General features: G+C 52.3%; 17 protein-coding genes. 1 reads left to right on the forward strand and 16 read right to left on the reverse strand.

Annotated elements, in window-relative coordinates; genetic code table 11:
• Positions 1-23: 23 nt before the first annotated feature.
• The 3 genes from alaS to recA form a co-directional block, all read right to left on the reverse strand.
• Positions 24-2,645 (reverse strand): alanine--tRNA ligase, encoded by a 2,622-nt coding sequence (gene alaS, locus ABYK60_RS09385; protein WP_372871742.1) that lies wholly within the window; start codon positions 2,643-2,645, stop codon positions 24-26.
• A 226-nt stretch (positions 2,646-2,871) separates the two neighbouring features.
• A complete protein-coding gene (locus ABYK60_RS09390; RefSeq protein ID WP_372871743.1) occupies positions 2,872-3,309 on the reverse strand; it encodes a regulatory protein RecX in 438 nt (145 codons plus the stop codon).
• 11 nt (positions 3,310-3,320) lie between these two features.
• Positions 3,321-4,385, reverse strand: a complete 1,065-nt coding sequence (gene recA / locus ABYK60_RS09395) for a recombinase RecA (protein ID WP_372871745.1) — start codon at positions 4,383-4,385, stop codon at positions 3,321-3,323.
• 275 nt (positions 4,386-4,660) lie between these two features.
• On the opposite strand from recA, the gene mutS reads away from it, so the two are divergent.
• Positions 4,661-7,228 carry a DNA mismatch repair protein MutS gene (gene mutS / locus ABYK60_RS09400; RefSeq protein WP_372871747.1) on the forward strand — a complete coding sequence of 856 codons (2,568 nt, stop codon included), beginning with the start codon at positions 4,661-4,663 and terminating at the stop codon, positions 7,226-7,228.
• Between the two features lie 86 nt (positions 7,229-7,314).
• Here the strand turns inward: mutS and rpoS are convergent, their stop codons facing one another.
• The 13 genes from rpoS to rlmD form a co-directional block, all read right to left on the reverse strand.
• A complete protein-coding gene (gene rpoS / locus ABYK60_RS09405; RefSeq protein ID WP_372871749.1) occupies positions 7,315-8,298 on the reverse strand; it encodes an RNA polymerase sigma factor RpoS in 984 nt (327 codons plus the stop codon).
• A gap of 84 nt (positions 8,299-8,382) precedes the next feature.
• A complete protein-coding gene (locus tag ABYK60_RS09410) occupies positions 8,383-9,273 on the reverse strand; it encodes a peptidoglycan DD-metalloendopeptidase family protein (RefSeq protein WP_372871751.1) in 891 nt (296 codons plus the stop codon).
• 29 nt (positions 9,274-9,302) lie between these two features.
• The gene (locus ABYK60_RS09415; protein ID WP_372871753.1) at positions 9,303-9,938 is read right to left on the reverse strand and encodes a protein-L-isoaspartate(D-aspartate) O-methyltransferase; all 636 of its coding nucleotides are present in this window, start codon (positions 9,936-9,938) and stop codon (positions 9,303-9,305) included.
• On the reverse strand, positions 9,935-10,684 hold the full coding sequence (gene surE / locus ABYK60_RS09420; protein ID WP_372871783.1) for a 5'/3'-nucleotidase SurE: 750 nt from the start codon (positions 10,682-10,684) through the stop codon (positions 9,935-9,937). The genes ABYK60_RS09415 and surE overlap by 4 nt, the downstream gene beginning before the upstream one ends.
• Positions 10,662-11,744, reverse strand: a complete 1,083-nt coding sequence (truD, locus tag ABYK60_RS09425; protein ID WP_372871755.1) for a tRNA pseudouridine(13) synthase TruD — start codon at positions 11,742-11,744, stop codon at positions 10,662-10,664. The genes surE and truD overlap by 23 nt, the downstream gene beginning before the upstream one ends.
• On the reverse strand, positions 11,741-12,223 hold the full coding sequence (gene ispF, locus ABYK60_RS09430) for a 2-C-methyl-D-erythritol 2,4-cyclodiphosphate synthase (protein ID WP_372871756.1): 483 nt from the start codon (positions 12,221-12,223) through the stop codon (positions 11,741-11,743). The genes truD and ispF overlap by 4 nt, the downstream gene beginning before the upstream one ends.
• 9 nt (positions 12,224-12,232) lie before the next feature.
• A complete protein-coding gene (gene ispD, locus ABYK60_RS09435; protein WP_372871758.1) occupies positions 12,233-12,949 on the reverse strand; it encodes a 2-C-methyl-D-erythritol 4-phosphate cytidylyltransferase in 717 nt (238 codons plus the stop codon).
• Positions 12,946-13,251, reverse strand: coding sequence for a cell division protein FtsB (gene ftsB, locus ABYK60_RS09440; protein WP_372871759.1), 306 nt, complete (start codon positions 13,249-13,251; stop codon positions 12,946-12,948). The genes ispD and ftsB overlap by 4 nt, the downstream gene beginning before the upstream one ends.
• A gap of 98 nt (positions 13,252-13,349) precedes the next feature.
• Positions 13,350-14,645, reverse strand: a complete 1,296-nt coding sequence (gene eno / locus ABYK60_RS09445; RefSeq protein WP_372871760.1) for a phosphopyruvate hydratase — start codon at positions 14,643-14,645, stop codon at positions 13,350-13,352.
• Positions 14,646-14,872: 227 nt separating this feature from the next.
• Positions 14,873-16,510, reverse strand: a complete 1,638-nt coding sequence (locus tag ABYK60_RS09450) for a CTP synthase (protein WP_372871762.1) — start codon at positions 16,508-16,510, stop codon at positions 14,873-14,875.
• A gap of 97 nt (positions 16,511-16,607) precedes the next feature.
• The gene (mazG, locus tag ABYK60_RS09455; protein WP_372871763.1) at positions 16,608-17,435 is read right to left on the reverse strand and encodes a nucleoside triphosphate pyrophosphohydrolase; all 828 of its coding nucleotides are present in this window, start codon (positions 17,433-17,435) and stop codon (positions 16,608-16,610) included.
• 79 nt (positions 17,436-17,514) lie between these two features.
• Entirely contained in the window at positions 17,515-19,719 is a 2,205-nt protein-coding gene (gene relA / locus ABYK60_RS09460) for a GTP diphosphokinase (RefSeq protein WP_372871765.1), read from the reverse strand.
• Between the two features lie 141 nt (positions 19,720-19,860).
• Positions 19,861-21,195 carry a 23S rRNA (uracil(1939)-C(5))-methyltransferase RlmD gene (rlmD, locus tag ABYK60_RS09465; RefSeq protein ID WP_372871766.1) on the reverse strand — a complete coding sequence of 445 codons (1,335 nt, stop codon included), beginning with the start codon at positions 21,193-21,195 and terminating at the stop codon, positions 19,861-19,863.
• Between the last annotated feature and the right edge of the window lie 47 nt (positions 21,196-21,242).

Genomic DNA, 21,242 nt, shown 5'->3' on the forward strand with positions numbered 1-21,242 from the left:
CTACTGCTCAGACCCTAACGGGATTAAAGGCGTTCGGTCAACCAAGGCAACACAGAAGCCAATGCACCATCAAGCTTGGCAGGCTCGCTGCCACCCGCTTGGGCCATATCCGGGCGCCCACCACCCTTGCCGCCTACCTGGGAAGCTACCATGGCGACCAGCTCACCGGCTTTGACTTTGCCGGTCAGGTCCTGAGTCACACCGGCAATCAGATTTACCTTGTCACCGCTGCCGATAGCCAGCACTACAACGCCAGACTTGAGCTTCTGCTTAAGATCATCCTGTAAGCCACGCAGAGCGCCGGCTTCGACGCCTTCAAGACGCTTCACCAGCACCTTAACGCCATTAATGTCCTGAGCGTCACCGGCAAGGTCGGCACTGGCAGCTGCGGCCAGTTTGTCTTTAAGCTGAGCGTTTTCTTTCTCGAGCTGACGGGCTTTATCGAGCTGGGCCTTGAGCTTGGCAACCACAGAAGCAACATCGCCCTTGAGCAGTGCCGCAGCTTCTTCGAGTTCGGCCTGCTGCTGGGCAACGTAAGCCATGGCTGCTGCGCCGGTAACGGCTTCGATACGACGAACACCTGCTGCAATACCACCTTCAGAGGTGATCTTGAACAAACCGATATCACCGGTACGGCCCACGTGAGTACCGCCGCAGAGTTCGATGGAAAAATCGCCCATAGTCACAACGCGCACCTTGGCATCATACTTCTCGCCAAACAGCGCCATAGCACCTTTGGCCTTGGCTTCTTCGATGTCCATCTCGGCAAAATTCAGTTCGTGGTTACGACGAATTTGGGTATTTACCATCTCTTCAACGGCCTTGATCTCTTCACGCTTAACGCCTTCAAAGTGGGAGAAGTCGAAACGCAGACGCTCCGGGTCAACCAAAGAGCCTTTCTGGGTCACATGTGTGCCCAGCACCTGACGCAGCGCAGCATGCAGCAAGTGAGTCACTGAGTGGTTAAGCTCGGTGCGGTGGCGCAGTTTTTTATCAACAATGGCTTTAAGGCTGTCGCCAACCTTGATACTGCCTGTGGCCAGTTTGCCTTTATGGCCAATGCCCAAACCGAATTTTTGAGTATCAACAACCGTGAATTCAACACTTTCAGCCAGTAGCTGACCTTTGTCACCAACCTGACCACCGGACTCGGCATAGAATGGCGTGTTATCCAACACCACGACCAGTTCAGCGCCAGCTTCAGCTGTATTTACAGACTCACCATCAAGGTAAAGGGCAACGACCTTGCTCTTTGCTGCAAGCTCTGTGTAACCACAAAAATCAGTGGCGGTGTCGATTTTAAGAGCGGCATTGTAGTCGGCACTGAACTGACCGGCGGCCTGAGCGCGACTTCTTTGCTCAGCCATGGCTGCGTTAAAGCCGTCTTCATCCACTTTTAGGTTACGCTCACGGCATACATCTGCAGTCAAATCAACAGGGAAGCCGTAGGTGTCATAGAGTTTAAATACTGTGTTGCCGTCCAGGGTATCGCCCTTCAGCTCCGCCAATGCGGCATCGAGCATACCCAAACCACGCTCGAGGGTACGGGCAAACTGCTCTTCCTCTGCCTTGAGGGCTTTTTCCACGATGGCTTGAGTGGCAGCCAGATCTTTGGCGGCATCACCCATGGCATCAATCAGGGTTGGTACCAACTTGTAGAAGAAGGTGTCAGTGGCGCCCAATTTATTTCCGTGACGCACTGCGCGGCGAATAATACGGCGCAGCACATAGCCACGGCCTTCGTTGGATGGCATAACGCCATCGGCAACCAGAAAGGCACAGGAGCGAATGTGGTCGGCTATCACGCGCAGAGATTTATTTTCCAAATCAGTCACACCAATAATTTCGGCGGTCTTGGCAATCAGCTTCTGGAAAATATCGATTTCGTAGTTTGAATGAACGCCCTGCATGATGGCAGAAATACGCTCGATACCCATACCTGTATCCACGGCTGGCTTTGGCAGCGGATCGAGAGTACCGTCGGATTGACGGTTGTACTGCATGAATACGATGTTCCAGATCTCGATAAAACGGTCACCGTCTTCTTCTGGGCTACCCGGACGGCCACCCCAAATGTGCGCACCGTGATCGTAGAAGATTTCTGTGCAAGGGCCGCAAGGACCTGTGTCGCCCATCTGCCAGAAGTTGTCTGACGCAAATGGCGCGCCCTTGTTATCGCCGATGCGGATGATGTTTTCGGCTGGAACACCGATTTCCTTGTTCCAGATATCGAAGGCTTCATCATCGGTGTGATACACGGTAACACACAGTTTTTCTTTCGGTAGTTTCAGGGTGCCGGTAAGGAACTCCCAGGCAAAGCGGATAGCGTCTTCTTTGAAGTAATCACCAAAGCTGAAGTTACCCAGCATCTCGAAGAAGGTGTGATGACGTGCAGTGTAACCGACGTTATCCAGGTCGTTGTGCTTACCACCGGCGCGGACGCAGCGCTGTGCGGTTGTTGCCCTAACGTAGCTGCGCTTCTCCATCCCCAGGAAACAGTCTTTAAACTGATTCATACCGGCGTTGGTGAACAGCAGTGTTGGATCATTACCGGGAACCAGAGAGCTGCTGTCTACTACCTGGTGACCCTGCTGCCTGAAATACTCGAGAAAAGCACTGCGAAGCGCGGCTGTGGTTTGATACATGAAAACGTCCTGAGTTGGTAAGCCTGATACGTCTAGCCGCAGCCACGTCCACGGGCTGCCGACAAAAATTTGGGGCTCATTATAACCTCAAGACTTTCGAAGAAGATAGCGCACCGGCCGTGAAATCCCTGTCAATCAAGCAGGAATCTACGCCGGCTATCTCTCAAGAAACGGCGTTCGGTAGTGAACTGGATACAAATAAAAAAGACCGCCAGAGGGGCAGTCTTTAATCCAAATCGTAAGGGTCAAAATCCAGCGCTTGAGATATTTCATCAAAACTGAATCCCTGGCCAACAAGGTAGCGTATGCGTTTCGCTCTGTCCTTGGCATCTACTGGTTTGGTAGCGCCAAACTTTTTCAGTGCCTTTGCCCTGGCTTGGGCATACCAATCCACATCGCAGCCTTCGAGGTTACTTTGGATAACCTCTTTATCCAACCCCTTGGCTATCATGGCCTGACGCGCTCGGGCAGCGCCATGGCCTTTCAGTACTGACGAGCGAACAACTGATGCGCCGTAGCGACTGTCATTCAGGTAGCCTTTGGCTTCACACTCATCCAATACTCGCTCAATCTCAAGGGCATCGTGCCCCTTGGCCAACAATTTAAGCTTAAGTTCGTTGCGGCTGTGATCACGCCTGGCAAGAGATGCCAGCGCGTGATTCATCAGTTCCTGACTCAGAACACTTCTCCGGTTTCGAAGTCGATGTTTTCATCGCCGTCGGCGCTGGTAGCTTCAGCAGAACTGGTGTGAGACAGCAGCAATTCACGCAGAGATTTTTCAATCTCAGCAGCAATAGCACCGTTTTCAGACAGGTACTTGGTGGCATTGGCACGACCCTGACCAATCTTATCGCCTTTGTAGCTGTACCAGGCACCGGATTTCTCAATCAACTTGTGCAGCACACCCAGGTCAACCAGTTCACCGGTACGGTTAATACCCTGGCCGTAAAGGATCTGGAAGTCTGCCTGACGGAAAGGCGCGGCAATCTTGTTTTTCACCACTTTCACGCGGGTTTCGTTACCCACCACTTCATCGCCTTCTTTGATGGCGCCGGTGCGGCGGATATCCAAACGAACAGAAGCGTAGAATTTCAGTGCGTTACCACCGGTAGTGGTTTCTGGGTTACCGAACATTACACCAATCTTCATACGGATTTGGTTAATGAATATCAACAGGGTGTTGGACTGTTTCAGGTTACCGGCCAGCTTACGCATAGCCTGGCTCATCATACGTGCCGCCAGACCGACGTGAGAGTCACCGATTTCACCTTCGATTTCAGCCTTTGGCACCAGCGCCGCAACCGAGTCAACGATGATAACGTCTACTGCGCCACTGCGGGTCAGGGCATCACAGATTTCCAGCGCCTGTTCACCTGTGTCCGGCTGCGAGCACAGCAGGTTATCGATATCGACACCAAGCTTGCGGGCATATACAGGATCAAGGGCGTGTTCGGCATCGATAAAGGCGCACACTTTGCCTTCACGCTGAGCCGCTGCAATCACTTCCAAGGTCAGAGTGGTTTTACCTGAAGATTCAGGACCATAAATCTCTACTATACGTCCCATTGGCAGACCACCGGCCCCCAGCGCCACATCCAGAGACAGCGAGCCGGTGGAAATGGTTTCCACATCCATGGAGCGGTCTTCACCGAGCTTCATGATGGAGCCTTTACCAAACTGCTTTTCAATTTGGCCAAGAACGGCGGCAAGTGCTTTCTCTTTATTTGGATCGATTTTCATTGTTCCCTCTCACACACAGCAGGCGCTGTGAAGACGCAACGGTTAATGCGGTTCAGGCAAAAGCCCTGTGTATTTGTACATATTGAAAGCTAGTATACTGTACAATCATACAGTATCAACCCCTGGGTGAAATAATTTTCAGCGATGGCGAAAAGCACAGTTTCATGACCTTGAATTGAAAAGGATCACTTTGGCGAAAAACTTGGTAGACTGGGCGCCCATAGGCTTTACCCGCGGCTTAACCTGACGAGCCCCACCGCAATAACAGAGTAGCAATGAACAGCACAGACCTGCTTGATCTCGAAAAACACACCCCCATGATGCGTCAGTATTTGACCATGAAGGCAGCACATCCCGACATGCTGCTGTTTTATCGGATGGGCGACTTTTATGAGCTCTTTTACGATGATGCCAAGCGTGCCTCGGAAATGCTGGCGATTTCGCTTACTGCCCGCGGGAAAAGCGGCGGCGATCCCATTCCTATGGCGGGCATCCCCTATCACGCCGTGGAAGGTTACCTCGCCAAGCTAGTGCAGCAGGGGCAATCCGTTGCAATCTGTGAGCAAATTGGAGACCCGGCCACATCAAAGGGCCCGGTTGAGCGCAAAGTGGTGAGGGTGGTCACTCCGGGTACGCTAACAGATGAAGCCCTGTTGCAGGAACGGCAGGATAACCTGCTCGCCGCAGTTTATCAGGGCAAGGTTGGCTATGGCTTTGCCACTCTGGATGTGGCATCCGGCCGCTTTGTCATTGCAGAGTTACCAAGCCGTGAAGCGCTTGAGGCCGAGCTTCAACGCACCACCCCCGCGGAGCTTTTATATAGCGAAGACTTTGCCGATATGGCGCTGATTAACCATATCAAGGGTAAGCGTCGTCGCCCCGAGTGGGAATTTGACTACGAAACCTGCATCAAGCTGTTACTGGAACAGTTTGGCACCCGCGATCTGCGTGGTTTTGGCATTACTGACGCTCGCTTATCACTGCAGGCTGCCGGCAGTCTGATGCAATACGTTAAAGATACCCAGCGCACCGCTCTGCCCCATATCAATTCCATAGTGCGCTTCAATCAGGGCGATAGCATCATTCTGGATGCCGCCACCCGCCGCAATCTGGAACTGACCATCAGCCTGTCCGGATCCCACGAAAACACGCTTGCCAGCGTTCTGGATAACACAGTCACCGCCATGGGCAGCCGTATGCTGCAGCGCTGGATCCACCAGCCACTGCGCTGTCACGATACCATTCGTGGTCGCCAGCAAGCAGTACAGGAATTGCTGGATACCGGACTCTACGACGACCTTCGCGCTGAACTCAAAGCCCTTGGCGATATCGAACGCATTCTGGCGCGTCTTGCGTTGCGAAGCGCACGCCCAAGAGACTTTGCCAGATTAAGGGATGCATTAGGTGTTTTGCCGCTCATCCGTGAACGCGTCCAGAGCTGTGAATCACGTCACCTCAGGTCACTGAATATTCTTCTCGGAGATTTTCCCAAAGAATACGAGTTGCTTTGCCGCGCCATTGTCGATAATCCGCCGGTACTTATTCGTGATGGCGGCGTAATCCGTGAAGGCTACCACAGCGAGCTGGATGAATGGCGCAAGCTCAGTGACGGCGGCATCGACTATCTGGAACAAATGGAGCTGCGCGAAAAGGAGCGTACTGGCATAGCCACCCTCAAAGTGGGCTTCAACCGGGTGCACGGTTACTATATCGAGGTAAGCCGCGCGCAATCAGCTCTTGTTCCAATTGCTTATCAGCGCCGCCAGACCCTGAAAAACACCGAGCGCTATATCACACCGGAACTGAAAGAGTACGAAGAAAAAGTACTGTCCAGCCAGGGTAAGGCACTGGCACTGGAAAAACAGCTGTGGGACGAACTGTTCGATTTGATACTGCCCAAGCTTCAGGAATTGCAGGACTTTGCCCGCGCAGCCTCTGAACTTGACGTATTGGCGACCTTTGCTGATAGGGCCGATATCTTCAATTATCACTGCCCTGAACTCAGCGATACCAACGGCATCTTAATTGAAGCCGGTCGTCATCCTGTGGTTGAGCGGGTCAGTCAAAGCCCATTTATCCCCAATCCGGTTGAACTATCAAATCAGCGTAGAATGCTGATTGTGACCGGCCCCAACATGGGCGGTAAATCCACCTATATGCGGCAGGTTGCTTTGATTACCCTGATGGCTCATATCGGCAGTTTTGTGCCAGCGGAACGTGCTTTGATTGGCCCAGTGGACAGAATTTTTACCCGCATCGGTGCCAGTGATGACCTCGCATCCGGTCGTTCCACCTTTATGGTAGAAATGACCGAAACCGCTAATATTCTTCACAATGCCACAGCAAGCAGTCTGGTGTTGATGGATGAGATTGGTCGAGGCACCTCAACTTACGATGGTATGTCGCTGGCGTGGTCGGCAGCGGAATATCTGGCACAGAAACTCGGTGCCATGACGTTGTTTGCGACCCACTATTTTGAACTGACTCAGTTACCGGAGTTACTGGCCGGGGTTCACAATGTGCACCTCGATGCTATTGAGCATGATGACACCATTGCCTTTATGCATGCAGTCCAGGAGGGTGCCGCCAGCAAGAGTTACGGTCTGCAGGTTGCGGCGCTTGCCGGGGTTCCGGCGAATGTCATCAAGGCCGCCAAACATAAGCTGCACCAACTTGAAAATCGTGATCATCAAACCGGCAACTCAACGCAGCAAAGTTTACCACTGTCAGCAACCTTACCTGAACCGTCTGCAGTGGAAGCCAGACTCGGGCAAATTGTACCGGATGAACTTTCTCCAAGAGCAGCGCTGGAGCTGATATATGAGTTAAAGCGGCTGATGTAGTTGCCTTATACAGCAAAAAGTAACCCCATTAAAAAACGCCTCATTTCATGGAAACAGAGGCGTTTTTTATACCACAGGCCAAGGCGTCAGGTTCTGAACAACGCCTCCACAGACAACCCTTGAGCACTCAGGATATCCCGCAGACGTTTCAGGGCTTCGACTTGAATTTGCCTAACCCGTTCACGGGTAAGACCAATCTCAGCTCCAACATCTTCAAGGGTGGAAGGCTCATAACCCAGCAAACCAAAACGACGTGCCAAAACTTCCCGCTGCTTGGTGTTAAGTTCATTTAGCCAATTCACGACCGAGTTAGAAATGTCTTCATCCTGCACCTGATAATCAGGTCCGACTGAGTCGTCATCGGGCAACACATCCAGTAGCGCCTTATCGTTATCACCACCGAGGGGAATATCGACCGAGGTGATTTTCTCATTAAGCTTCAACATCCGACTGACTTCGACACTGGGCAAATCGAGCTTGGCGGCAATTTCCTCCGCTGTCGGCTCATGATCCAGTTTATGAGCAAGTTCTCTTGCGGTGCGCAGATACACATTCAACTCTTTCACTACATGAATAGGCAGACGAATGGTACGGGTCTGATTCATGATGGCACGCTCAATGGTCTGACGTATCCACCAGGTGGCATAAGTGGAGAATCGGAACCCTCTTTCAGGGTCAAACTTTTCGACGGCCCGGATCAGGCCAAGGTTACCTTCCTCGATAAGATCAAGCAGTGCCAACCCACGATTATTGTAGCGACGCGCTATTTTCACTACCAATCTGAGGTTGCTTTCTATCATACGATTGCGGGATTTTTCGCAGCCGCGAAGTGCTTTGCGGGAGTAAAAGACTTCTTCTTCCGCGGTGAGAAGTGGGGAAAAGCCTATCTCGCTCAGATAGAGCTGAGTGGCATCGAGGTTGCGTTGTAAATCGTCCTGAACCTGCTGTTCCAGTTCCAGGTCTTGAACCAGATTAACTTCTTCACCTTCCGCATTGGCATCGAATTCTGGCTCTTTTCCGGAAAAATCTACAAGCTCTTCAGCAACAAGAGATTTGTTTTTCAAGCTCATAATATACTCTCCCAAACCCAAATATGTTAATGAATCTAAAACACTTTTCTATCCTCCAAAATGCCAAAATTGGCTGCCGTAATGTTATTGCTTCGGCAAATATTTTTGTGGGTTTACTGACACACCATGCAGACGGATCTCGAAATAGAGCATCACTTGTTCTGCATCGGTATTGCCCATTTTTGCAATGGTCTGTCCGGGACTGACCTTTTGTTTTTCGACAACAAGGATCTTGTCCAGATGAGCGTAAGCACTAAGAAATTCATCGCTGTGCTTAATAATGACCAGATTCCCATAACCGCGAAGCGCATTGCCTGCATAGACGACTCTGCCTTCTGCAGCGGCTCTGATGGGGTCACCCCGCCTACCTGCAATCTTAATCCCCTTTGTTCCCTGCTCTCTGGCAGAGAAAGTTCCAACCAAGCGCCCTTTTGCGGGCCATAACCAATGAGTGACTTCTTCAGGCAAACCTTCGGGGTCAGTAATGGAGCGGTTAGCTTTTTGTTGTGAACTTGTTACAGCGTAATCAGCTTTATTTTTCGGATCAAGTGTTTTTTTTGACAGATCCCTTGAAAGTTCTTTTTCGGACGCCGACTCATTAACGTTATGTTTATTAACATATTTACTTCCATTTCGCTGTCCGGAAGACTGATCTTTGACGCTACCCTTTGTACTACTTTTATTGGCAACTCTCGTATTCGCGGTGAGCTTCAGCACCTGCCCTGGGTAGATGGTGTACGGTTTATTTAATTGATTAATCTTGGCAATTTGCTGGTAATCAGTCCCTGCACCCCAAGCAATGGAATACAGTGTGTCACCTTTTTTTACCGTGTAAGAGGAACTGGTCAGACTTCCTCTTGGATGGGCAGGTTTTTTTTTGGATGTTGCACTTTCGACTGGCGCAGGTTGATGTGATTGCAGACTGCATCCTGCAAATAAAAGCAAAAAAAGACACATGAGTGTCAATTTAGCCATGCTGCTGCACTCCTTTCCCAGAATCTGTATCAAGCCAGTACGCCATTAACCAGTGGAACAAATTTAACTGCTTCAATAATCTCTGAACAGTATTCCTGTCCCTTGCGGGTTATCGCCATCAACTGCTGAGCGTCATCCCCCACTGGGATTACCAGTAAACCTCCGTCAGCCAATTGTTCCAGCAATGCTCCGGGTACGGTGGCAGCCGCTGCTGTAACCATGATGGCATCAAAGGGGCCTCGGTTAGGCCACCCCTGCCAGCCGTCACCATATTTAAAAGACACATTATGCAAATCCAGACGTTTGAGCCTTTGCCTGGCCTGAATTTGCAACGCCTTTATCCGCTCGATGGTGCACAGCTCTGGCACCAGCTGCGCCAGAATGGCCGCCTGATAGCCTGAACCCGTGCCCACTTCCAGTACTCGCTTTGGCCTTGAATGCATCACCAGCTCGGTCATACGGGCAACAATGTAGGGCTGTGAAATGGTTTGTCCCTGACCTATAGGCAAGGCGGTGTTTTCATAGGCCTTGTGTGCCAATGCCGCGTCGAGAAACAATTCTCGCGGGGTATTGGCAATGGCCTGCAATACGGCGGTATCACGGATCCCCGCTTCGTAGAGCTTTTTTGCCAGATTCATGGCCACCGTCGTGCCGCTCGGATTCATATCTTTTCTATCCAGTTTGCCAGTGCGTTAAGTTGACTGTGAGCAGTTAAATCCACGGTTAATGGGGTAATGGACACATAGCCTTCGGCCACAGCGCCAAAGTCGGTGCCCTCACTGGCATCCAACTCTTCGCCGGGGGGACCGAGCCAGAATATCTCTCTTCCGGCAGGATCTGCTGTACGAACAACACCCTCTGCACGGTGACGTGCACCCAATCGGGTCACCTTGATACCCTTAATTTGCGCCAGAGGCAAATCAGGTACATTCACGTTTAGGATCTGGTCTGCAGGCAAAGGGTGCGCCTTCAAGCCTTCAACAATACGCAGTGCAATTTGCGCCGCCGCATCATAGTGCTCAGGATTTCGGGCAGACAGCGACACAGCAATGGCCGGCAGCCCCTGAAACCGCCCTTCCATAGCCGCCGCCACAGTACCGGAATACAAGGTGTCATCCCCCATGTTGGCACCGGCGTTAATCCCAGATACAACCAGTTCAGGCTCTTCGGTACAAATTTCACGAATGGCGATATGCACACAATCTGAAGGCGTACCATTAACCGCGATATAACCGTTGTCTAACCTATTAATTCTCAATGGATTAGTCAAGGTTAGCGAGTTACTTGCCGCAGAGCAGTTACGATCTGGCGCAACCACATCCACATGAGCAATAGTCTTTAAGGCCTCGGCCAGAGCCTTGATCCCCGGGGCATGCACACCATCATCATTACTGACGAGCAGGCGCATCAGCGGCCTCCTTCGCATCACGCTCAGCGACAGCACGGCGCCACTCCAGCTCTTTCACATCTGTGTATTCGCACAACTCCCGCAGCACACTGGTGGCGAAGGCTCCGGCCGGCAGGCAGAAATCCAGAGTCAGGGTATTACCGTCCAGCTTAAAGCTCAGCTGCTCAGGGCGCAGCAGCAGCGCGCGTCGCTCCTGGGTCAGGCCTTCTTTTTCAAGGCCGTTGCGCTCAAGTTCGTAAGATGCCAGCACCGAAGCTTCAAACTCAGCGGCGTCGCCCTTGGCAAGCAGCTCACCACGGCCCCATAAAGGTGCTGACAGCTGAATGTCATTCTCGGCAAGGCGGCCTTTTAAAGTGTCATCCCAGGTTTCGGCCACAAAAAAGCTGCGGCTACCGGAGAGCATCACGCAGTCGCCATCTAACAGATCCTGACCATGAGTCTGTAGACGGGCGCTGACCACCTGATTAAACAGCTCTGAGCGCACCGCAGAAAGGTAAAGACTGCGCTTGTTCCTGTCTTTTACCTTGCGGCCTTCGAACATCTGCCGCGCCTTGATAAGGTTGCCACCGTCGTGGCCAAAGCGCTGCTCGCCAAAATAGTTGGGCACGCCACCATCACGTACCTGACCGAGACGGGCAACCAGCGCCTGTGGGTCGGAAACATTGCGCAGCACCAAAGTAAAGCGATTGCCTGAAAGTGCGCCTGTGCGCAGCTTTTTGCCATGGCGGGCAAAGGACAACACCTGCATCTGCTCATTGCTCATGGCTGACCAGTCAGGTGTTTCCTTACCTGGAATGCGTACACCAAACCACTGCTCGGTAATGGCGTTTTTGTCTTTTTGGCCGGCAAAAGTCACTTCCTTGGGATGCACCCTGGCAAATTTGGAAATCATCTCCGCCACCTGCGCCGTATTCAGACCATCTTTGCGGATATGCAGCAAGTGGTGTTCGCCTTCACCATCGGGCAGGAACGGCAGGATTTCCTTTACCTGAAAGTCGCTGTTGTGGGTGCGGATATCGGCGCTAGCTGCCGGCTTGCCGTAAAGATAAGTCAGCTCAGTCATTTTACTTTCTCCATCAACACCACAGCTTCCACGGCGATGCCTTCTTTGCGACCGGTGAAGCCAAGCTTCTCAGTGGTGGTCGCTTTTACGTTGATATTCTCAAGCTCAGTTTGCAGATCGGCGGCCAGCACCGCGCGCATGGCCTCTATGTGAGGCAACATTTTCGGTGCCTGGGCAATGATGGTCACATCCAGGTTGCCAACGACAAAGCCGCGCTCACAGGCAAGTTTAAAGCAGTGGCGCAGCAGCACCCGACTGTCCACACCTTCATAGGCGACATCAGTATCGGGAAAGTGCTTACCAATATCGCCAAGTGCCATCGCCCCAAGGATGGCATCGCTGATGGCATGCAGCACCACATCACCATCGGAATGAGCAATTAAGCCAATCTCATAAGGAACTTCGATACCGCATAGAATGAGTGGACGGTCCGCACCAAACTTGTGCACATCAAAACCGTGGCCAATCCTGATTTTCATAATTATTCCTCAATTACGTTGCTGCTGAGCCTGCAGAAAAAGCCCTGCCAGCTGTAAGTCGTCCGGATGAGTGACCTTGATATTATCTGCTCTGCCACTGACGAGCCCGGGGTGCACTCCGGCCCACTCCATCGCCGAAGCTTCGTCGGTCACGGCAACACCGGCTTCCAGCGCTTGCTTTAGGTTCAGTTTCAGGCTTGCTGCGGGAAACAGCTGTGGCGTTAACGCATGCCACAGGGCATCACGGCATACTGTGGTGTCTATACAGCCATCCTTCGCAGCCCGCTTCATGGTGTCACGCACCGGCATGGCAAGAATCGCCCCCTGTGGGAATCTATCGCAGCTTGAAAGCAGTGCATCTATATCACTGTGAGTTAAACAGGGGCGTGCAGCATCATGCACCAATGCCAAAGCTTTGGAATCATCAGCTATTACATTCAAGGCTGCCAGTACCGAGTCAGCCCGCTCCTTCCCCCCCAATACCCGGGTAAGCTTGGGGTGATGGGCGGCATCAAGGCTGTCAAACCAGATATCATCGGCCGATAACGCCACTATGACTCTGACGACGGATGGGTGAGACAAAAGTGCATCAAGCGTATGAGCCAAGATAGGCTTGCCCAATAGTGGCAGATATTGCTTCGGGATAGTGGCCCCCATTCGACGGCCAATCCCGGCAGCAGGTACTATGGCCACTAAATCAGGTATAACTGTGGAAGTTTGGGTCATGGATTGTCCTGCCTCTGGGGGGTTCGGTTATCACCACCCACTACCCTGAAAAAGGTTTCGCCGGTTTCAATAAGTCCCAGTTCATTGCGGGCACGCTCTTCCAGCGCTTCGGTACCACTTTTCAGATCCTGGATCTCCTCCTTCAGCACATCGTTACGTTGCTGAAGTTCGGCGTTGGTCTGTTGCCTCACCTGGATTTTCTCCTTCAACGAAAAATATTCCGTCAAACTGTTATCACCAAACCACAGACGGTATTGGAGCAGTCCCAAAAGAGCAAAAAGAACCAGAATGAATCGCTTCATTGAATTGGAGTGATTAAATGAATTTGGGGAGATATTACAACAAAAAAGGCCACCCTGGGGGTGGCCTTTTACGCATTCAATCAAATTTTATCAGGCGATTAGCCCTTGGCGTTGATTTCGGTCAGACCGCGGTATGGCGCTTTCTCACCCAGTTGCTCTTCGATACGCAGCAGCTGGTTGTATTTGGCAACACGGTCAGAACGGCACAGAGAACCAGTCTTGATTTGGCCAGCCGCAGTACCCACAGCCAGATCGGCAATGGTCGCATCTTCGGTTTCACCGGAGCGGTGAGAGATAACCGCGGTGTAACCGGCTTCTTTGGCCATACGGATAGCAGCCAGCGTTTCGGTCAGAGAACCAATCTGGTTGAACTTGATGAGAATTGAGTTGGCAATGCCCTGCTCGATACCGCGGCTCAGGATTTTGGTGTTGGTTACGAACAGATCGTCACCCACCAACTGTACCTTGTCACCGAGAATTTGGGTCTGGTATGCCCAACCGTCCCAATCAGACTCGTCCAGACCGTCTTCGATAGACACGATTGGGTACTGCTCGGTCAGTGACTTGAGGAAGTCAGAGAAACCGTTTGAGCTGAATACCTTGCCTTCGCCAGACAGGTCATACTGACCATCTTTGTAGAATTCTGAAGCGGCACAGTCCAGAGCCAGAGTCACGTCGGTGCCCAGCTTATAACCGGCAGCTTCAACAGCTTCTTTAATAACAGCCAGAGCGTCGGCGTTGGAGGCCAGGTTTGGCGCGAAACCACCTTCATCACCCACGGCAGTGTTCAGACCCTTGGCCTTCAGCACTTTCTTCAGGTTGTGGAAGATTTCGGCGCCCATACGCAGGGCTTCGCGGAAGCTCTTGGCGCTCACTGGCTGCACCATGAACTCCTGGATGTCCACGTTGTTGTCAGCGTGCTCACCACCGTTAAGGATGTTCATCATAGGTACAGGCATGCTGTACTGACCTGGGGTACCATTCAGCTCTGCGATGTGGGCGTACAGTGGGATGCCTTTCGCAGCGGCAGCGGCTTTAGCAGCGGCCAGAGACACAGCCAGAATGGCGTTGGCGCCCAGCTTGTCTTTGTTCTCGGTACCGTCCAGGGCAATCATGATGCCGTCAAGCTCAGCCTGAGCGGTGGCATCTTTACCCAGCAGGGCTTCACGAATTGGACCATTAACGTTGTCAACGGCTTTCAGAACACCTTTACCCAGGTAACGGGCTTTGTCGCCATCACGCAGTTCAAGTGCTTCGCGGCTACCGGTAGAGGCGCCTGATGGTGCTGCTGCCATACCAACAAAGCCACCTTCCAGGTGTACTTCGGCTTCCACGGTTGGGTTGCCGCGTGAATCCATGATCTCGCGACCGATCACTTTGATAATCTTAGCCATAATGTCCTCGATTTAGTCTTGAATTAAAAGTTAAGTTGAAAAGAAAAAACCCATACCCATAGCAGCGCTATACGTTCCCTGAAGTCCATTCTGAATGCACCCTGATATGGGTATCTGATTTTTTCTGTTTGTTTATCTCGCGGCTCTGAGCTCACGTTTGAATACTTGTTAACACCACTTCGAGAGTAAAAAGCCGGTACTGCCATCGCGGTACCGGCCTTCAGGCATTAGCTCAGGCTGCGCTTCTGGTGCGCACGGGCTGCGGCCACAAAACCTTCGAACAGCGGATGCCCATCACGGGGTGTAGAAGTAAATTCCGGATGGAACTGGCCAGCCACAAACCATGGGTGGTTTGGCAGTTCAATCATTTCCACCAGCTTGCGGTCAGAAGACAGGCCGCTGAATACCAGACCGGCTTTTTCCAACTGCTTCACATAGTGGTTATTCACCTCGTAACGGTGACGGTGACGCTCGATGCAGCTTTCGGAACCATAAGCCAAAGCAGCCTTGGTACCCGCCTTGAGGTGACACAACTGCGCGCCAAGGCGCATGGTGCCGCCCAAATCAGACGCTTCGTCACGCTGCTCAATATTACCTTCTTCGTCAATCCATTCTGTGATCAGACCCACAACCGGGTGCGGAGTTTGCTTGTCAAACTCGGTTGAATGCGCATTTTCCAACCCAGCAACGTTACGGGCGAACTCAATAAGCGCCACCTGCATACCCAGACAAATACCGAAGTAAGGCAGGTCGTTTTCACGGGCATACTTGGCAGCCAGGATTTTACCTTCCACGCCGCGCTCACCAAAGCCACCGGGAACCAGAATGCCATCCAGGCCTGCCAGTGCTTCATCGCCTTTGGCTTCTACGCTTTGAGAATCAACGTACTTGATGTTCACGGTAACGCGGTTTTTCAGACCCGCGTGCTTGAGCGCCTCGTTGACAGACTTATAAGCGTCCGGCAGCTCGATATACTTGCCCACCATACCAATGGTGATTTCACCGTTAGGGTTGGCTTCCTGATAAATCACGTTTTCCCACTCAGACAGGTCGGCTTCTTTGCAATCCAGGTGGAATCGCTTGCAAACCAGGTCATCCAGTCCCTGAGAGGTCAGGAGTGCTGGGATCTTGTAGATGGAGTCAACGTCTTTCAAAGAGATAACGGCGCGCTCTTCCACGTTACAGAACAGGGAAATCTTGGCACGCTCGTTGGCAGGAATAGCGCGGTCACCGCGGCAAACCAGAATATCCGGCGCAATACCAATAGAACGCAGTTCTTTTACTGAGTGCTGAGTCGGCTTGGTTTTCACTTCGCCGGCAGCACCGAGGAATGGCACCAGAGTCAGGTGCATGAACATGGAGCGGTCACGGCCCAGTTCAACCCCCAGCTGACGGATAGACTCGAGGAACGGCAGGGATTCGATATCCCCCACAGTACCACCGATTTCCACGATAGCCACATCGTGACCTTCGCCGCCTTCCAGCACCTTGGCCTTGATGGCGTTGGTGATGTGTGGAATAACCTGAATGGTTGCACCCAGATAGTCGCCACGACGTTCTTTACGCAGAACCTCTTCGTAAATGCGACCTGTGGTGAAGTTGTTACGACGGTTCATCTTGGTACGGATGAAACGCTCGTAGTGACCCAGGTCCAGATCCGTCTCTGCGCCGTCCTCAGTCACAAACACTTCACCGTGTTGTGTCGGGCTCATGGTACCTGGGTCAACGTTGATGTAAGGATCCAGCTTCATTATGGTCACGTTGAGGCCCCGAGCCTCAAGAATGGCTGCCAATGATGCTGCTGCAATGCCTTTGCCCAGCGACGAAACCACGCCGCCAGTCACGAAGATATACCTTGTCGTCATGCTGAACCTGAGAAAATATGAGTGTGAAAATATGTGCTTGTAAGAAAGCACCAGGACGGGGCGACAGTATATCAAAGCCCTGTGCTTTCGACAAACCTCAACCGGGAGATTTTTCCTGGTCTTTTACCTGATCCCAGAAGCCATCGAGCTCAGCCAGAGAATAATCAGTCAATTGTCTGCCACTCTGGGATGCCAGCGCCTCCACGCCGCGAAAACGGCGTTCAAACTTTTGATTGGCCCGGCGCAGTGCCTGCTCAGGCTCCACGCCTAAGTGGCGCGCCATGTTCACCACCGCAAAAAAAAGGTCGCCCATCTCGCTGGCAACCCGCTCCGGGTCTGGGTTATCTACCTGCACTTCGGCCAGCACTTCGGCAATTTCCTCTTCCACCTTAGCGACCACCGGCGGCAGCTCGCCCCAGTCAAAACCCACCCGGGCAACCCGCTTCTGGATTTTGGCTGCGCGGCTTAAAGCCGGCAGGCCAACCGGCACATCGTCGAGCACCGAGTGTTTTTCTTTGGCTTTACGCTCAGCGGCTTTGATGGCTTCCCAGTTATCTTTGACTTCGGTACTGGAGCTGACTTCAATATCGCCAAACACGTGCGGATGGCGGGAAGTGAGCTTGGCACAGATACGCTTTACCACCTCGTCGAAGTCAAACAGCCCCTGCTCTTTGCCAAGCTGACAATAGAACACCACCTGAAACAAAAGGTCACCCAGTTCATCGGGCAGCTCATCAAGATCCATCCGCTCTATAGTGTCGGCCACTTCATAGGCTTCTTCCAGGGTAAAGGGCACTATGGTCTCGAAACGCTGCGCCTTATCCCATGGGCAACCGTGCTCCGGGTCTCTGAGCCGTGCCATAATCGCCAGCAGCGGATTGATATCGGCGTTTGGTTTTTCATGTGCACTGATTTCTGCAGCCATTTAGGTTCCTTTCACTGTTTCTTACTGATAACCAGGACAAAAAAACAGAGGCTGCATAGCAGCCTCTGAGTCGCCTGGGTTAGAGGCGTCTGGCCTCTATTACACCATCCACCTGACCGAGCTTGGACAGCACTCTTGAGAGACCATCCACGTTATAAAGCTCAAGCTCCAACTCAATGGCCGCTGTCTGGTTTTTTACATCCGACGAGCTGCTCATGGCCAGTACGTTGGATTTTTCCGCCGCCAGCACTGAGGTTAAATCCCGCAGCAAGCCGGTTCTGTCATGGGCCAGCACCCGCAGGCGGATTTTGTAACCGCCGGAGTAGTTTTCGCCCCAGACCACATCCACCACCCGCTCTGGATGAGCACGCATCAACTCTTTAACCTGTTCACAATCGGCTCGATGTACCGAAATACCCCGGCCCTTGGTGATAAAACCGAAAATCTCATCGCCGGGCACAGGGCGGCAGCACTGGGCAATATGGCTTAAAAGGTTACCCACGCCGTTTACTTCAATCTGATCGCGGGTCTTGGCAATCGGCTTTTGCTGACCTTTCTTAACCAGATCTTCCACCGCAGCTTCATCAGAAATCTCATGAACCCGCAAACGGCTCTGGATATGGTTTACCACCTGATTGAGACGAACATCTCCACCACCAATGGCGGCCAGCAGGTCGTCCATATTGGTCATGTTAAAGCGCTCAATGGCGCTGGAGGCATCCTTTAATGTCAGGCCTACCCGGCTAAGTTCTGCCTCCAGCATTTCACGACCGGCAACGAGGTTTTTGTCCCTGTCCTGCTGCTTGAACCAGTGCTGGATTTTGCTGCGGGCCCGTGAAGTCCTGATGTACCCCAGATTGGGATTAAGCCAGTCGCGCTTGGGATTGGGGTGCTTGGAGGTGATGATTTCAATCCGCTCACCGGTTTCCACCTGATAAGTGAAGGGCACGATGCGGCCATCCACCTTGGCGCCAATACATTTGTGACCCACCTGCGAGTGAATGTAATAGGCAAAATCGAGCACGGTACTGCCTGCTGGCAGGTCAACCACTTCGCCGGATGGCGTGAACACGTAAACACGGTCTTCAAACACCTGGCTGCGAATCTCTTCCACCAGGTTGCCACTTTCGACCACATCTTCCTGCCACTGCAAAATTTTACGCAGCCAGTTAATTTTCTCTTCATAGCCGCTTTGCTTACCTGCGTGCCCCTCTTTGTACTTCCAGTGGGCCGCAACGCCAAGCTCGGCGTCCTGGTGCATTTCTTCGGTACGAATTTGAATTTCGACGGTTTTCCCTTCAGGCCCAACCACCACTGTATGGATGGACTGATAGCCATTGGGCTTGGGGTTGGCAACATAGTCGTCAAACTCCCGTGGGATATGATGGTACAGGGTGTGCACTACGCCGAGCGCGCCATAGCAATCCTGCAGGCGGTCGGTCACTATCCGAACGGCACGCACATCAAAAAGTTCATCGAACTTCAAGTGCTTGCCCTTCATCTTGCGCCAGATTGAGTAGATATGCTTGGGACGGCCGTATACTTTGGCACGGATTTGGTCATGATCCAGCCTGGCCTGCAAATCACTGACAAATTGCTCAATGTAGGTCTCGCGATCGATGCGCTTACCGTCGAGTTGTTTGGCTATTTCTTTGTAAGTTTCGGGGTGCAGGTAACGGAAGGAGATATCTTCCAGTTCCCACTTGAGCTGACCAATACCCAAACGGTTAGCCAGCGGCGCATAAATATCGGCGATTTCCCGCGCCAACAGCACCCGGGTTTCTTCATCGGCATTTTTTACTGCTCGAAGCAGACATACCCGCTCAGCCAGCTTTATCACCACGGCGCGTACATCCTCCACCATGGCCAGCAACATTTTGCGGATATTGTCGATTTGCACTTCACCAGAGCGGGACTGCTCACTGAGATTCAAACTGCCGATGGCGTTCATGGTCACCACGCTGGCAACGAGATTGCCCAGCTTGTCACCGAATTTTTCGATGAGTTTTTCCTGTGGCAACAGCCCAGCTTCCTGTACCGAAAACAGCACTGCGGCCTGCAGGGTTTCAATATCCATATTCAGCGGCGCCAGGATTTCAATCATCTCCCGCGCCCTAGACATCAGTGCCTGATGGCTTTTTACGTCCTTGACCGGCATGGCCTCAACGCTACGCAGCAGCTCGAGCAGAACCTCTGCGTCCTGCGGTTCTTCCACATAGCGGGCAACCCATTCTTCAAGGTTGAAATCGACATCGTTGAAGTGTGCTTCGCGGACTGACACCATAGGTTTAAGGATCCCTCTTTACTGTTGCTCTCGCAACTGGGTAAAAATGCTAAAGCCCTTATCTTCAGGATTGATTCGGACTTGTCAAACCATAGCAAATCAATTGCACATTAATTTTGCTTCAGAGCGCAATTTCCATGCTTATTCGACCAACTCAAACAACGCCATAGCTTCACTGTGGTGAGTTTGCGGGAACATGTCTATCAGTCCCATCCGGCTGAGTTTATAGCCAGCATCTTTGATCAACGCCGAATCCCGGCCAAGACTGGCGGGATTGCAGGATACATACAGCACTTTGGAGGGCTTCATTTTTTTCAGCCACTTCAAGCTTTCATAAGCGCCGGCGCGGGCGGGATCCAGCAGTAATTTATCAATTTTGCCAAGCCAGGGCTCGGCGGCCAGATCAGCGCTGAGGTCAGCACAGTAAAAAGCCACATTTTCAAGACCATTTTTGGCGGCATTGCTGCGGGCCCGCGATACCATCTCTGGCACGCCTTCTACGCCAATGACCTCGGCGCCGCGCTGTGCCAGCGGCAAGCTGAAATTACCAACGCCACAAAAAAGATCCAGCACCCGCTCACCGGGCTGAATATCAAGCCATTCAATGGCCTGCTCCACCATGGCCTGATTCACCTCGCCATTCACCTGAATAAAGTTGCCCGGGGCAAACTCAAGTTGAATCTCATCGCTAAGCAAATACGCGGGCAAGGCACTGCCCTCAGACAGAAATTCAAGCTCGCCCTCATTCCCTTGCAGCAACAGCGCTATCTGCCTGTCATCGGCAAAACCCTGCAGCAATTTTCTATCGCTCGAAGCCAATGCAGCCGTGATCCTAAGCACCGCAAAAATCCCACGCTCAGTTTGCAGCAGCTCCAGGTGTCCCAACCGCTGCTTGCCCTTCATGCGATTGAGCAATTCTGAAAAAGGAGTAATCAAATCAGAAAGCGGTTTTGCCAGCACGGCGCAGTGCTTAATCCCGACCACGGTTTTACTGGCTTCTTCGCGAAAACCCAATGACAACTGCTGGCTGTCTTTACTGAACAAGGTGGCAAGACGGGCACGGCGACGATAATGCCATTCGCCGCCAGTAATGGGCTGAGCGTTGATCTCCACAGGCTCTCCCACGCCCCGACTCACCATATCGGTCAGAGCCAGGCTTTTATATTCCCGCTGCGATGCCAGCGACAAATGCTGCAGATCGCATCCACCGCAACGGCCATACCAAGGACAAACGGGGGATTGGCGATATTCGCTTGGGGTCAGTACCCTCAGCAATTTGGCATGGGCATAATTTTTCTTTTGCTCTGCCAGCTGCACCTCAACCCGCTCACCCGGTAATGCCCCCGGGACAAATATTATCTTGCCCTGGGCTTCGGCAATGCCAGCGCCCAGATGATCAAGGCGGTTTACGTCAAGTACTATCTTTGCAGACAGCTTTTTTGCTTTATTGGGCTTTGCTTTAAAAAACTGTGCCATTGTGGTCTCACACAAGAAAAATCTGTTAAGACAGCCGGCTTTCTGGC

It is taken from the genome of Shewanella sp. (genome assembly GCF_041630135.1).
Lineage (GTDB): Bacteria > Pseudomonadota > Gammaproteobacteria > Enterobacterales > Shewanellaceae > Shewanella.

What these genes read in the sequence shown, in the direction of transcription:
- alaS (WP_372871742.1), bottom strand. Translation starts at nt 2,645, where the DNA reads ATGTATCAAACCACAGCCGCGCTTCGCAGTGCTTTTCTCGAGTATTTC.
- ABYK60_RS09390 (WP_372871743.1), bottom strand. Translation starts at nt 3,309, where the DNA reads ATGAATCACGCGCTGGCATCTCTTGCCAGGCGTGATCACAGCCGCAAC.
- recA (WP_372871745.1), bottom strand. Translation starts at nt 4,385, where the DNA reads ATGAAAATCGATCCAAATAAAGAGAAAGCACTTGCCGCCGTTCTTGGC.
- mutS (WP_372871747.1), top strand. Translation starts at nt 4,661, where the DNA reads ATGAACAGCACAGACCTGCTTGATCTCGAAAAACACACCCCCATGATG.
- rpoS (WP_372871749.1), bottom strand. Translation starts at nt 8,298, where the DNA reads ATGAGCTTGAAAAACAAATCTCTTGTTGCTGAAGAGCTTGTAGATTTT.
- ABYK60_RS09410 (WP_372871751.1), bottom strand. Translation starts at nt 9,273, where the DNA reads ATGGCTAAATTGACACTCATGTGTCTTTTTTTGCTTTTATTTGCAGGA.
- ABYK60_RS09415 (WP_372871753.1), bottom strand. Translation starts at nt 9,938, where the DNA reads ATGAATCCGAGCGGCACGACGGTGGCCATGAATCTGGCAAAAAAGCTC.
- truD (WP_372871755.1), bottom strand. Translation starts at nt 11,744, where the DNA reads ATGACTGAGCTGACTTATCTTTACGGCAAGCCGGCAGCTAGCGCCGAT.
- ispF (WP_372871756.1), bottom strand. Translation starts at nt 12,223, where the DNA reads ATGAAAATCAGGATTGGCCACGGTTTTGATGTGCACAAGTTTGGTGCG.
- ispD (WP_372871758.1), bottom strand. Translation starts at nt 12,949, where the DNA reads ATGACCCAAACTTCCACAGTTATACCTGATTTAGTGGCCATAGTACCT.
- ftsB (WP_372871759.1), bottom strand. Translation starts at nt 13,251, where the DNA reads ATGAAGCGATTCATTCTGGTTCTTTTTGCTCTTTTGGGACTGCTCCAA.
- eno (WP_372871760.1), bottom strand. Translation starts at nt 14,645, where the DNA reads ATGGCTAAGATTATCAAAGTGATCGGTCGCGAGATCATGGATTCACGC.
- ABYK60_RS09450 (WP_372871762.1), bottom strand. Translation starts at nt 16,510, where the DNA reads ATGACGACAAGGTATATCTTCGTGACTGGCGGCGTGGTTTCGTCGCTG.
- mazG (WP_372871763.1), bottom strand. Translation starts at nt 17,435, where the DNA reads ATGGCTGCAGAAATCAGTGCACATGAAAAACCAAACGCCGATATCAAT.
- relA (WP_372871765.1), bottom strand. Translation starts at nt 19,719, where the DNA reads ATGGTGTCAGTCCGCGAAGCACACTTCAACGATGTCGATTTCAACCTT.
- rlmD (WP_372871766.1), bottom strand. Translation starts at nt 21,195, where the DNA reads ATGGCACAGTTTTTTAAAGCAAAGCCCAATAAAGCAAAAAAGCTGTCT.